Raw genomic sequence first — 11,844 nt, 5'->3', positions numbered from 1 at the left:
CGATCAGGACGATTTCAGCGTGCCCTTCGGCAACACCTGCTGCACGGCGCTTTTCTGCAGCTTGATCTTCACGTTCGGCGCGATCTCCACCGTGATGAAGGTCTCGCCCACGTCGTCGACGCGGCCGGCGATGCCGCCATTGGTGACCACTTCATCGCCCTTGGCCAGGCTGGACACCAGCTGGCGGTGCTCCTTCTGCCGCTTCATCTGCGGGCGGATCATCATGAAATACATCAGGCCGAACAGCACGACCATCATGATGATCATGGAAATGCCGCCATTGGCCGCTGCGCCTGGCGCCGCCTGCGCCAGCACGAAAGTCGTCGGAAGAGTCATCTGCTTATCCCGCAAGTTGTGGCTGCGACTGGAGTTTTTGTCGCAAGCCCAATAAAAAGACGTTGGATTATGCCATGAGTACGGCTTTTTGCGTTTGCCCACCGCCCACGGAGGCGAGTGGCGGGATGGGCGGCAAGCCTGGCCGCACATCTCCGGTTTTGTCCGCGGAAACCGCAAAAAAGTTCGCCATCGGCAAGACCCTCGCGAGGTTGCCCCCTCACCCGGCCCGCTCCCCGGAGGGGAGCGGGCGTCAATCGGCGGCCCCGCCCTGCCGCCGCGCGTAGAACCCGGCCACGAAATCCTCCAAGCCCCCCGCCGCGATCGCCTCGCGCAGGCCGGCCATCAATTGCTGGTAGTGATGCAGGTTGTGGATCGTGGCGAGCTGGCTGCCGAGGATTTCGTTGCAGCGGTCCAGGTGGCGCAGGTACGCGCGGCTGAAACCCTGGCTGCAGGCATAGCAGGCGCAGCCTTCCTCGATCACGCGGGTGTCGTTGGCGTATTTGGCGTTGCGGATGCGCAGCGTGCCGCTGGCGGTGAACAGGAAACCGTTGCGCGCATTGCGGGTAGGCATCACGCAATCGAACATGTCGATACCGCGGCGGACGGCCTCAACGATATCCTCCGGCCTTCCCACGCCCATCAGGTAACGCGGCCGATCTTTCGGCAGCAGCGGCACGGTGACATCCAGCGTGTGGTTGCGCTCCGCTTCCGGCTCGCCCACCGCCAGCCCGCCCACTGCGTAGCCGTCGAAGCCGATCTGGACCAGGCCTTCGGCCGAGCGTTTGCGCAGGTTTTCGTACACGCTGCCCTGCACGATGCCGAACAGCGCGTTGGGATTGTTCAGATCGTTGAAGGCCTGGCGAGAACGCTCGGCCCAACGCAGGCTCAGCTCCATCGATTCGGCCGCGACCTTCTCCGTGGCCGGATACGGCGTGCATTCGTCGAAGATCATCGCGATGTCCGAATCCAGCACCGTCTGGATGCGCATCGACTCTTCCGGTGACAAAAACACCTTGGAGCCATCCACCGGCGAGGCGAACGTCACGCCCTGCTCGGTGATCTTGCGCTTGTGCGCCAGCGAGAACACCTGGAATCCGCCGGAGTCGGTGAGGATAGGTTTGTCCCAGCCGATAAAGCGATGCAGACCGCCGAACTCGCCGACGATATCCAGACCCGGCCGCAGGAACAGATGGAAGGTATTGCCAAGGATGATCTGCGCATGCACCTCGACCAGGTCGCGCGGCGTCATCGCCTTGACCGAACCATAGGTGCCTACCGGCATGAAGGCCGGGGTTTCCACGATGCCGCGGTCGAAGGTGAGACGGCCGCGGCGCGCGGCGCCGTCGGTGGTGAGGAGGTTGAAGTGCATGGAGGTCATCGGGGAATTATGACATTGAACGTCGTTTTCCCTAGGCGGAATCCGCAAACGCGCCGCGATCTTCCCCTCCCCTGCATGCAGGGGAGGGAGATATCTTTCGAAATCACACGCCCCCAGGCCAGATCAACATCGCATCCCCATACGAGAAAAACCGATACCGCTCCTGCACCGCATGCCGATAGGCATCCAGGATGAACTCCCGCCCCGCGAACGCCGACACCAGCATCAGCAGGGTCGATTGGGGCAGGTGGAAGTTGGTGATCAATGCATCGATGCTGGTGATGCGATAACCAGGAAAAATGAAAATCTGCGTTTCGCCCGCAAACGGACGTAATTGGCCATCCACCGTGGCGCTTTCCAGCGCGCGCACCACCGTGGTGCCCACCGCGATCACCCTGCCGCCCGCACGACGCGCGCGGTGAATCTGCTCGATCAAGCCCGCGCCGACGTTGAGCCACTCGCGATGCATGGTGTGATGGGAAAGCTCTTCCGCGCGCACCGGCTGGAACGTGCCCGCACCGACGTGCAAGGTCACGTAGCCGAAATCCACACCCATCCCGCGCAACTGATTCATCAGCGGCGCGTCGAAATGAAGGCCGGCGGTGGGCGCGGCCACGGCGCCGGGCTCGCGCGCGTACACCGTCTGGTAGCGCTCCATGTCGCTGGCATCGGCGTGGCGCGAGATATAAGGCGGCAACGGCATCTCGCCGAGTTTCAGCAGCAGGCGCTCCAGCGGCTCCGGCGATTCGAAGCGCAGATGAAAAAAGCCTTCGTCACGCCCCAGCACCGTGGCATGGCTGCCATCGCCCAGCACGATCACCGTACCTTCGCGCGGCTTCTTGCTTACGCCCAACTGCACGGTCGCTTCGTGCGCACCGGTGACGCGTTCGATAAGAATCTCCACCGCGCCGCCGCTGGGTTTGTGTCCGTACAGGCGCGCCGGCAGTACGCGTGTGTCGTTGAACACCAGTAGATCGCCCTTGCGCAGCAGGGAGGGCAGGTCGCGGAACATGCGGTCCTGCCATGTACGTGCCGTCGCCTGCAGCACCAGCAGGCGGCTGGCACTGCGCTCGGGCAGCGGCGCCTGGGCGATCAGCTCCGGCGGCAGGTCGAAATGGAAGTCGGACTTTTTCAAGAGGGTGCGCAATGATGTGAGGCGGGCGATTATCGCTCAAACGGCCGAATCACCTGGAGTCGGCCGCCACCTCAGCCACGGACAACGCCATGCCTCGCTACGCCATCCCCTGCTCGCTGGCTTTTCTGCTCACTCTTTCCGGCGCCTCCCTGGCGCAAACCACGGCGGCCTATCCGCACGACCAGCCCGATTTGCACGCGCTGGCCAGCGCACCGGACGAAGCACAGCTGCGCGACACCATTACCGCGCTGGCCGGCTTCGGCACCCGCCATACCCTTTCCGATACCACCTCGCCTACACGCGGCATTGGTGCGGCCAGGCGTTGGGTGAAAGCGCGCTTCGAAAGCATCTCGCGCGAGTGCGGCGGTTGTCTGCAGATCGTTACACCTTCTCAGGTTTTCACCGGCAAGCGCATCCCCAAACCCACCGAGGTGATGGATGTGGTGGCGATCAAGCGCGGCAGCAGCGATCCGCAGCGGGTGATCGTCATGACCGGGCATCTGGACTCGCGCGTCAGCGACGTGATGAACGCCACCAGCGACGCGCCCGGCGCGAACGATGATGCCTCCGGTGTGGCGGCACTGCTGGAAGCCACGCGCTTGCTGTCCAGGCAGGACAACCGCGCCACCCTGGTGTTCGCCGCGCTGTCCGGCGAAGAGCAAGGCCTGTACGGCGGCAAGGCGCTGGCCGGCTACGCCAAGGCGCAGGGCTGGCGCGTGGAAGCCGATCTCAACAACGACATCGTCGGCAATAGCCGCGGCCAGAATGGTTCGCAGGACAACACTACCGTGCGCGTCTTCAGCGAGGGCACGCGCAGCACGGAAACGCCGGAGCAAGCCAAGACGCGCAACTACTTCGGTGGCGAAGTCGATTCACCCTCGCGCAACGTGGCGCGCTACATGGCGGCGCTCGCCGACCGCTATCTGCCCGACCTGCGCGTGCGCATGATTTATCGCACGGACCGCTATGGACGCGGCGGCGATCAGGTGCCGTTTCTGGAAGCCGGCTATCCCGCCGTGCGCGTCACCGAAAGCCACGAAGACTACACGCACCAGCATCAGGACCTGCGCGAGGAACATGGCATCAAGTACGGCGACACCATCGATGGCATCGACTTTCGCTATCTCGCTCGCGTCACGGCCTTGAACACCGTCGCCATGGCATCGCTTGCACGCGCACCGGCGCCGCCGTCACCGGTTTCGATCAGCGGCGCCGTAACCACCGACACCACACTGAGCTGGCGGAAAGTGCCTGGCGCGGCGGGTTATCGCGTGCACTGGCGTGACACGACCGCGCCGCAATGGCAGTACAGCCGTGACGTGGGTGACGTCGATCGCTACGTATTGAAAGATGTGGTGATCGACGACTGGTTCTTTGGGGTCTCGGCCATCTCTGCCGATGGTTATGAAAGCCCGGTGGTATTTCCGGGAGATGCAGGAAGTTTTGCCGCCCCGTAGGTTGGGGTGCAAACCCCGACGTGCTTGGTACGCGTCGTGACCGGATCGGAAATTCCAGAACGCGTAGGCGCCCGGCGCGAGCGTACGCACCAGCTTGCCATCGACGAACAACCGGCCCGCCGATTCCACCGGCACGTCAACCGTCACAGCTATCTTGGCAACGCCATCGTAGGTTGGGTTAGCGCAGCGTAACCCAACGATGCCGCCTCGAACATGTTGGGTTAGGCTGCGCTAACCCAACCTACGATGCAGCTCGCTACAACCAACCTTTCTGCCTTGCCAAGCGATACGCCTCGATGCGGTTGGCTGCGCCAAGCTTGCCAATTGCCTCGGAGAGATAATTGCGCACGGTGCCATGCGAGAGATTGAGCTTCATCGCAATATCGCTGGCCGATTGGCCTTCGCCGGCAAGACGCAGTACCTGGCGTTCGCGATCGTTCAAGGGATCGGCTTCGGACCATGCTTCCAGCGCAAGCTGCGGATCGATCGAACGCCCGCCACGGTGCACCATGCGCAAGGCTTCAGCGAGATTTTCCGCTGGTGCATCTTTCAGTAGATAACCGGACACGCCCGCGTCCAGTGCACGGCGCAGAAACCCGGGGCGCGCGAAGGTAGTTACGATGATGCATTTCACCGGCAGTTCCTGGCGGTGGATGCGCTGCGCCAGTTCCAGGCCGGTGAGGCCGGGCATTTCGATGTCGGTGACTAGTACGTCAGGCTTGAGCCGTTGCACTTCGCGCCATGCCGTTTCGCCGTCGGGCGCGGAGCCGAGCACTTCGATATCCGATTCCAGATTGAGCAGCGCCGACAATGCACCGCGCACCATGGCCTGGTCTTCGGCCAGCAATACGCGAATCATGCGGCGCTCCCGGCCAGATGATTCTCCATCGGCAGCGCATCCGAAAGCGGCAGCTCGCTGCGTCCGCGCAAGGGTACGCTGATCGAGAGGCGCGTACCGCGCTTCGGCGGTGAGTCGATCTGAAGGCTTCCGCCGATCGCGCGCACGCGCTCGCCGATGCCGGTGACGCCGTTGCCGAGCTCGGTGAGTCCTCCCTTGCCGTTGTCGCTGATCTGCATATCCAGCCTGTCCGTAGTGTGTGTGAAGCGCACGCGGGCCTCGGTGGCGGCAGCGTGGCGATGAACGTTGGTGATCGCTTCGCGAATGATCAGCGCCAGCGCACGCTCGACCTCTTGCGGTAGCGAATCGGGCAAGCTGCCGTATTCCAGCCGCACCGCAGAGGATTCCAGCAGCAAGCGCGCCGAAGCCAGTTCTGCGGCAAGGTCGGTGGAACGAATGCCGGTCACCGCCGCGCGCACTTCCGCCAGTGCATGGCGCGCCACGCGCTCGGCTTCTTCCAGCTCGCGCCGCGCGGCCTGGCTGTCGCGATCGAACAGCTTGCGCGACAGTTCCAGCTTCAAGGTGATCAGCGATAACGTATGGCCAAGCAGATCATGCAGGTCACGCCCGATACGTTCACGCTCCGTCGTTGCCGCCAAGCGGCGTACTTCCTCATGCGAGAGCCGCAATTGCGCATCCTTTTCGTCATTGGTTCGCTCAACCCAGACGATCATGGCGACGATGAATGTCGTTATAGGCATCCATATCACCGCCTGCCACGGGTAGTGCACCAGCCACGCCTCGACGAGACAAAGCGCGTTGACCAAAGCAAGGAAACTCAGATAGCGGCGAAGGCTCATCCGGCAGGTGCGGAACATCACGCAGCCGAAACAGAAATAAGTAAGGCCGCTGGCATACCAGGGCAGCAGCACCAGGGAGAGCACGATGATCGCCATCGCATAGATCAGCGATTGGCGTTGCGACGCTACGCAGCATTTGGCGTAAAGCGCGAGGAAAATCGGATAGCTCGCCAGCGTAAGCCAGAACCACGTCCAGGTGAAACGATCGAAGATCGGCCCCACCAGAATCCAGAACGACCATAGCAGATGGATGGCATCGGCCCATGGCGACTTGCCCTTGCGGATATTGCGCGCAGCCTCCGAATCCGGCGCCGGCGTAAACCATGCGCGCACCGCGGTCGTAACGTTCATGGCTGCTTTCCTCCCCTCATCCGGCCACATCCTACTTCAACCGTAACGCCGCAGCCTGCGCGCGGCAATGAAGAAAGACACTGCCGTGAAACCCGCCAGCGCTGCGATGTGTTGCATGACATTGCCATGCGTCATCCCCAGCGCCGCCAGACCCAGTTGGTGCAGGTGATAGCTCGGCCATATCGGGGCAATCTGCTGCAGAACTTTCGGCAGCATGCCGATCGGCACCCACAGGCCCGACAGGAACGACATTGGCAGGTACACCATGTTGAGCGTGCCCGGTGCGCCCTGGCCTTTGATGAAGGTGCCCACCAGCATGCCAAGCGCGCAAAAGGGCAATACACCCACGATGCCGGTAAGCAACAGCAAGGCGGCCTGCGGCCAGGACAAGGCGACGTGTGCCAGCGTCAAGCCGATCGCAAGCAGCATCAAGACAACCACCGCTGCGGCCACCATCGCCATCAGCATCTTGCCTAGCAGATAGGCACCGGGCGGCATCGGCAGCGCGCGCTTATACGTGAGCAGGCCGCCATCACGCTCCAGCGCCAGCGAGACGCCGAAGCCAAACAGGCCCGGGCTGATCACGCCGAACACGCCGTAGCTCACCAGCAAGTAACGCAGGGTTTGTGCACCGGCGGAACCATTCATGACCAGGCCGAACAGCAAGTAGAACATCGTGGGGAACAGCATGATCGGCAGCATGAACGCTGGTGCGCGCATGTACCGCAGGCATTCGCTGCGCGCCTCGGCAAGATAGGCGCCGATGACACGGCGAGCAGGCATCTCGTTGGCGCTGGGCGTCGCAGTCACGGATATCGACAAACTGTTCATCACGCCGCCTCCTGTTGTTGATCTTCTTCGCGCGTCAACTCGGTAAAGGCTTCCGCAAGTCCGGCGCGCTGTACTTCCAGCGCGCTCAGCGAGCTGTCCGCGTCGAGCAGGCGCCGCAGCACGTTTTCCGGTTCGCTGGTATGGATAAGCAGACGATCGCCCTCGCGTTGCGCCATGTTGACCTGTGGCCATGCGGATACCGCCTGCGCATCCAGATCGGTGGCGCAACGGATGCGCGTGACCGGCACTTGCGCACGCAGCGCATCGACGCTGCCTTCGCTCAGCACACGCCCCTTGGCCATCACCACCACGCGTTGCGCCAATGCCTCGGCCTCTTCCAGGTAATGCGTGGTGAGCACCACCGAGCAGCCTTCGGCAACCAGGTTGCGCATCGCGTTCCACAGCTTGCGGCGTGCATCGATATCCATGCCGACGGTAGGTTCGTCCAGAAACACCAACTCGGGGCGTCCGCACAAGGCCAGCGCGAATTGCACGCGGCGCTGCTGGCCACCCGACAGCTTGCCGTAAGGGCGATTGAGCAGATCGCCGATGCCCGCCAACGCCGCACTTTCCTGGAGCGTGCGCGGATGCGGGTAGTAGCTCGCCACCAGGCGCAGCAGTTCCCCCACGCGCAGGGTGGTCGGCAGCATGGCCGATTGCAGCATCACGCCGATGCGCCGGCGCGCGTCGATCTGCTGCGGGTCCACGCCGAACAATTCGGCCCGGCCGCCGTCCGGGCGGATCAGGCCGAGCAGCAGGCCGATGCTGGTGCTTTTGCCGGCACCATTGGGCCCGAGCACCGCCAGCAGCTCGCCGCGCTGCAACACAAGGTCCACGCCGTCGAGCGCGGTAACACTGCCGTAACGCTTCGCCACGCCCGCAAGACGGGCCACTGCATCGGATGAAGTGTGCATGGTGATCCTCCTTGCACTGCAGCGTAAGCACGGCAAGCGCTTTTCTGCAGTTGTCCGCGTCAGCGATCGGACATGACAGCCGTCATCCGCGGGGGTACCGCCGCCCTTTTCCACCCGTTATCCTGATGCCCGTGCGCAAGGGATGCGCCGACCCATTTTGCGTGGGCGTCACCGTTACTGTCTGTTCGCAGACCACAGGCTCGTCGGCGAAGGCAGACTGGCCGTCTGTCGAGCCGACGAGCCGAAGGAATGCGGACAGACAGTAACGGCCCGAAAGGTGAACTGCAGAAAGCCCGCAGGGTGTGTCGCGCGGCTTGAAAAGACGGCCAGTCTTATCTGCACCACGCAACACACCCTGCGGGCTTTCTGCAGTTCATGCCGCCTACGCAAAATGGATCGGTGCATCCCAAGTTTCCCTACGCGGCGCAGTGCGAACCGGCGGATCGCCCGGCTTTCACGCACGCAATACATCCTGCCGGCCTGCTTCGCTTTGGGCGCGAGGCGCTGTCAGATTCGAGGAGAGTAGTCATGGGTGTCATCGATCAGCTGCGCGAACTGCGCGAATTTGGCGGCAAGCCGCGGACCACCGGCCTGGACGACGCCACTATCGAGCGTATGGCCGCGCTGGATCCGCAACTGACCCAAGCCATTAACGATGCAGTTGCCCGTCACCGCGAATTGCGCGCCGAGCTTGGCGATTTCCTGCAGCTGGATGAGGCCGAACAAATGACCCAGGCGCAGCGCGACTTCGTGAATTTCTATCCGGACGACGCCATCAATCCGTATCTGCCGGCCGCCGCGCGCGGTCCGTGGGTGATCACGATGAAAGGCGCGGTGGTGCACGACAACGGCGGCTACGGCATGCTCGGTTTCGGCCACAACAACCCTGCCATCGATGCCGCGCTGGCGCGTCCGCAAGTAATGGCCAACGTGATGACGCCGAGCGTGTCGCAGATGCGTTTTGCGCAGGCGATGAAGCGCGAACTCGGCCGCCATCGCGGCAGCAATCCGTACACGCGTTACCTGTGTTTGAACTCCGGTTCGGAATCAGTCGGCCTGGCCTGCCGCATCGCCGACGTGAACGCCAAGCTGATGACCGATCCGGGCGCGCGTTATGCCGGTCGCACGATCAAGCGCATCGCGGTGAAAGGCGCGTTCCATGGCCGTACCGATCGTCCGGCGCTGTATTCGGATTCCTCGCGCCGCACGTATGTGCAGCATCTGGCGAGCTATCGGCACGAAGACACGTTGCTTACCGTTGCGCCTTACGACACCACGCAATTGGAAGCGGTGTTTGCCGATGCGGACAAACATGGCTGGTTTATCGAAGCGATGTTCCTGGAGCCGGTGATGGGCGAAGGCGATCCGGGTCGCTCGGTGACGCCGGCGTTCTATCAGGCCGCGCGCGAGCTGACCGAATCACACGGTTCGCTGCTGATGATCGATTCGATCCAGGCGGGCCTGCGCGCGCATGGCGTGTTGTCGATCATCGATTATCCCGGCTTCGAAAAACTCGCGCCGCCGGATATGGAAACCTTCTCCAAGGCGCTCAACGCCGGCCAATATCCGCTCTCGGTGCTGGCGGTGACCGATCGCGTCGCCGGCCTGTACCGAAAGGGCATCTACGGCAACACCATGACCGCCAATCCGCGCGCGCTGGACGTGGCGCTGGCGACACTGGACCAGCTCACCGACGAGGTGCGCGCCAACATTCGCGCGCGCGGCAAGGAATTTGTCGACAAGCTCAATGCATTGAAGGACGAGCTGGGCGGCTTGATCACCAAGGTGCAGGGCACGGGCCTGTTGTTCTCCTGCGAACTGGCGCCGCAGTTCAAGTGCTACGGCGCGGATTCCACCGAGGAATACCTGCGCGAACGCGGCATCGGCGTGATCCACGGCGGCGCCAACTCGCTGCGCTTCACCCCGCACTTCAAGATCACCAGCGCGGAAGTGGACATGGTGATCGACCATGTACGCCATGCGTTGCGCGAAGGGCCGCGCAAGAGCGAAGCGCAGGCGGCTTGATGCGCCTCCTCTCCCTATGGAGAGGATTGAATCGTAGGTTGGGGTGCAAACCCCCAACATCGTTATCTCCATCGAGATGGCAATGTTGGGGTTTGCACCCCAACCTACGGAAGATAAAGCTCCGCGAAACGCTCCCAGCTCCCCCGTTCCCCTCCTTCTTCGCACGGCATAGACTGCGCCAGCCGGTATCCGCACCGGTCACCCCTACAGGAGGAAGCATCATGTCCATGCGCCTGAACCTGCTCGTCGCCGGTACCGCCCTGGTTTTCGCCAGCGCCGCCTTCGCCGCCGCACCGCAAGCCAAACCGCTCTCGTCGTCGCAACAGAAAATGGCCGATTGCAGCCATGCTGCCAAAGGCAAGACCGGCGCCGACTACAAGAGCTCCGTCAGCAGTTGCATGAAAAGCGATACCGCTGCCGCTGCGCCGGTCAAGATGACCCAGCAGCAGAAGATGGCCGCATGCAGCAAGGAAAACGCCGGCAAGAAGGGCGCCGACTACAAGAGCGCCGTCAGTGCCTGCCTAAAAGCGCACTGAAATTCCCAGACATCGAGGCTCGAGGCGCTGCCATCCGTTGGCGGCGCCTTTTTCGTTTCCGGCTATGCTTGCGGCACACATCCTTCGCACAACCGCCCGCATGAAGATCATCGAAGTCCGCCATCCGTTGATCCAGCACAAGCTCGGCCTGATGCGCCGGGCCGGCATCAGCACCAAGGAATTCCGCGAGCTGGCATCCGAAGTCGCCTCGCTGCTCACCTATGAAGCCACCAAGGACCTGGAAACCGTCGAGACGCAGATCGAAGGCTGGGCCGGTCCGGTGCGCGTGCAGCAGATCAAGGGCAAGAAGATCACCATCGTGCCGATCCTGCGCGCAGGCTTAGGCATGCTTCCGGGCGTGCTGGAATTGATCCCCTCGGCCAAGGTGAGCGTGGTCGGCCTGCAGCGCGACGAACAGACACTGCAACCGATCACCTACTACGAAAAACTCACCGGCCGCATGGACGAACGCATCGCGCTGATCGTCGACCCGATGCTGGCCACCGCCGGTACCCTGGTCGCCACGGTGGATATGCTCAAGGCGGCTGGGTGCAAGCGCATCAAAGGCTTGTTCCTGGTGGCTGCGCCGGAAGGCTTGAAGCACATCGAGGCGACGCATCCGGATGTGGAGATTTACACCGCTGCGATCGATGAGCGGCTCAATGAGTACGGCTACATCTTGCCGGGATTGGGTGATGCGGGGGACAAGATTTTCGGGACGAAACAACTGCCTGCGTAATGCTTTTTGCACCCTCTCCCCTCCGGGGAGAGGGCTGGGGTGAGGGGCTGTCCTTGCAGAAAACCCCACGTCCCCTCTCCGTCATTCCGGCGGAGGCCGGAATCCAGTTCAAACATGAGCCCGAAGGGCACAACACCGGTTTTAAGTGCTTCGCACAACGTATTTTGACTGGATTCCGGCCTTCGCCGGAATGACGATCGGCTAAAGATCAGTCAGCGAGCCAAGCGTTGAGCCTCAACGACGCGCGAAGCGATCCGTCGCCTCGATCAGCTCATGCGTGATGCCAGGCTCGAACGCCGAATGCCCCGCATCCTGCACGATGCGCAGATCCGACTCCGGCCACGAACGATGCAGATCCCACGCGCTGCGCATCGGGCATACCACGTCGTAGCGCCCTTGCACGATCACCGCCGGAATGCGCCGGATGCGATCGACGTTGCGCAA

Annotated in this window: 12 protein-coding genes; 4 read left to right on the top strand and 8 right to left on the bottom strand. The window is 62.9% G+C overall.

Translation table 11 applies throughout. The features are described 5' to 3' along the window. Positions 1 to 3 precede the first annotated feature (3 nt). The 3 genes from yajC to queA form a co-directional block, all read right to left on the bottom strand. Complete coding sequence (gene yajC, locus ACTHNE_RS07335; RefSeq protein WP_324941653.1) at positions 4 to 336, bottom strand: preprotein translocase subunit YajC; 333 nt, start codon at positions 334 to 336, stop codon at positions 4 to 6. Positions 337 to 586: 250 nt separating this feature from the next. Next, positions 587 to 1,714, bottom strand: coding sequence for a tRNA guanosine(34) transglycosylase Tgt (tgt, locus tag ACTHNE_RS07330; RefSeq protein WP_324941650.1), 1,128 nt, complete (start codon positions 1,712 to 1,714; stop codon positions 587 to 589). Between the two features lie 103 nt (positions 1,715 to 1,817). Beyond that, positions 1,818 to 2,849 carry a tRNA preQ1(34) S-adenosylmethionine ribosyltransferase-isomerase QueA gene (queA, locus tag ACTHNE_RS07325; RefSeq protein ID WP_440268903.1) on the bottom strand — a complete coding sequence of 344 codons (1,032 nt, stop codon included), beginning with the start codon at positions 2,847 to 2,849 and terminating at the stop codon, positions 1,818 to 1,820. An 89-nt stretch (positions 2,850 to 2,938) separates the two neighbouring features. On the opposite strand from queA, the gene ACTHNE_RS07320 reads away from it, so the two are divergent. Next, positions 2,939 to 4,306 carry a M28 family metallopeptidase gene (locus tag ACTHNE_RS07320; protein ID WP_440268902.1) on the top strand — a complete coding sequence of 456 codons (1,368 nt, stop codon included), beginning with the start codon at positions 2,939 to 2,941 and terminating at the stop codon, positions 4,304 to 4,306. Positions 4,307 to 4,562: 256 nt separating this feature from the next. Here the strand turns inward: ACTHNE_RS07320 and ACTHNE_RS07315 are convergent, their stop codons facing one another. Genes ACTHNE_RS07315 through ACTHNE_RS07300 form a run of 4 tightly spaced genes read right to left on the bottom strand, consistent with a single transcriptional unit; the run spans position 4,563 to position 8,100 of the window. After that, entirely contained in the window at positions 4,563 to 5,165 is a 603-nt protein-coding gene (locus tag ACTHNE_RS07315; RefSeq protein WP_324941641.1) for a response regulator transcription factor, read from the bottom strand. Next, a complete protein-coding gene (locus ACTHNE_RS07310) occupies positions 5,162 to 6,355 on the bottom strand; it encodes a sensor histidine kinase (RefSeq protein WP_324941638.1) in 1,194 nt (397 codons plus the stop codon). The genes ACTHNE_RS07315 and ACTHNE_RS07310 overlap by 4 nt, the downstream gene beginning before the upstream one ends. A 36-nt stretch (positions 6,356 to 6,391) precedes the next feature. Then, the gene (locus tag ACTHNE_RS07305) at positions 6,392 to 7,186 is read right to left on the bottom strand and encodes an ABC transporter permease (RefSeq protein WP_324941635.1); all 795 of its coding nucleotides are present in this window, start codon (positions 7,184 to 7,186) and stop codon (positions 6,392 to 6,394) included. Further along, positions 7,186 to 8,100, bottom strand: coding sequence for an ABC transporter ATP-binding protein (locus tag ACTHNE_RS07300; protein WP_440268901.1), 915 nt, complete (start codon positions 8,098 to 8,100; stop codon positions 7,186 to 7,188). Before ACTHNE_RS07300 ends, ACTHNE_RS07305 begins: the two co-directional genes overlap by 1 nt. Positions 8,101 to 8,628: 528 nt before the next feature. On the opposite strand from ACTHNE_RS07300, the gene ACTHNE_RS07295 reads away from it, so the two are divergent. From ACTHNE_RS07295 to upp, 3 genes are all read left to right on the top strand, one after another. Continuing rightward, positions 8,629 to 10,125, top strand: a complete 1,497-nt coding sequence (locus ACTHNE_RS07295; RefSeq protein WP_440268900.1) for an aminotransferase class III-fold pyridoxal phosphate-dependent enzyme — start codon at positions 8,629 to 8,631, stop codon at positions 10,123 to 10,125. A 221-nt stretch (positions 10,126 to 10,346) separates the two neighbouring features. Continuing rightward, positions 10,347 to 10,661 carry a PsiF family protein gene (locus ACTHNE_RS07290; protein WP_440268899.1) on the top strand — a complete coding sequence of 105 codons (315 nt, stop codon included), beginning with the start codon at positions 10,347 to 10,349 and terminating at the stop codon, positions 10,659 to 10,661. Between the two features lie 100 nt (positions 10,662 to 10,761). Next, complete coding sequence (gene upp / locus ACTHNE_RS07285) at positions 10,762 to 11,400, top strand: uracil phosphoribosyltransferase (RefSeq protein ID WP_324946506.1); 639 nt, start codon at positions 10,762 to 10,764, stop codon at positions 11,398 to 11,400. A gap of 234 nt (positions 11,401 to 11,634) precedes the next feature. Here upp and ACTHNE_RS07280 read toward each other — a convergent pair. Beyond that, the coding region (locus ACTHNE_RS07280) for an alpha/beta hydrolase (RefSeq protein WP_440268898.1) at positions 11,635 to 11,844 on the bottom strand (210 nt) is incomplete at its 5' end.

Source organism: Dyella sp. (assembly GCF_051954575.1).
Taxonomy (GTDB): Bacteria; Pseudomonadota; Gammaproteobacteria; order Xanthomonadales; family Rhodanobacteraceae; genus Dyella_B.
Note: the sequence above shows the minus strand (reverse complement) of the source record. Positions and strands in the feature narration are given on the sequence as shown.

Bases quoted from the DNA above. Each gene is read 5' to 3' on its own strand.
- yajC (WP_324941653.1), bottom strand. From the start codon at position 336: ATGACTCTTCCGACGACTTTCGTGCTGGCGCAGGCGGCGCCAGGCGCA.
- tgt (WP_324941650.1), bottom strand. From the start codon at position 1,714: ATGACCTCCATGCACTTCAACCTCCTCACCACCGACGGCGCCGCGCGC.
- ACTHNE_RS07320 (WP_440268902.1), top strand. From the start codon at position 2,939: ATGCCTCGCTACGCCATCCCCTGCTCGCTGGCTTTTCTGCTCACTCTT.
- ACTHNE_RS07315 (WP_324941641.1), bottom strand. From the start codon at position 5,165: ATGATTCGCGTATTGCTGGCCGAAGACCAGGCCATGGTGCGCGGTGCA.
- ACTHNE_RS07310 (WP_324941638.1), bottom strand. From the start codon at position 6,355: ATGAACGTTACGACCGCGGTGCGCGCATGGTTTACGCCGGCGCCGGAT.
- ACTHNE_RS07305 (WP_324941635.1), bottom strand. From the start codon at position 7,186: ATGAACAGTTTGTCGATATCCGTGACTGCGACGCCCAGCGCCAACGAG.
- ACTHNE_RS07300 (WP_440268901.1), bottom strand. From the start codon at position 8,100: ATGCACACTTCATCCGATGCAGTGGCCCGTCTTGCGGGCGTGGCGAAG.
- ACTHNE_RS07295 (WP_440268900.1), top strand. From the start codon at position 8,629: ATGGGTGTCATCGATCAGCTGCGCGAACTGCGCGAATTTGGCGGCAAG.
- ACTHNE_RS07290 (WP_440268899.1), top strand. From the start codon at position 10,347: ATGTCCATGCGCCTGAACCTGCTCGTCGCCGGTACCGCCCTGGTTTTC.
- upp (WP_324946506.1), top strand. From the start codon at position 10,762: ATGAAGATCATCGAAGTCCGCCATCCGTTGATCCAGCACAAGCTCGGC.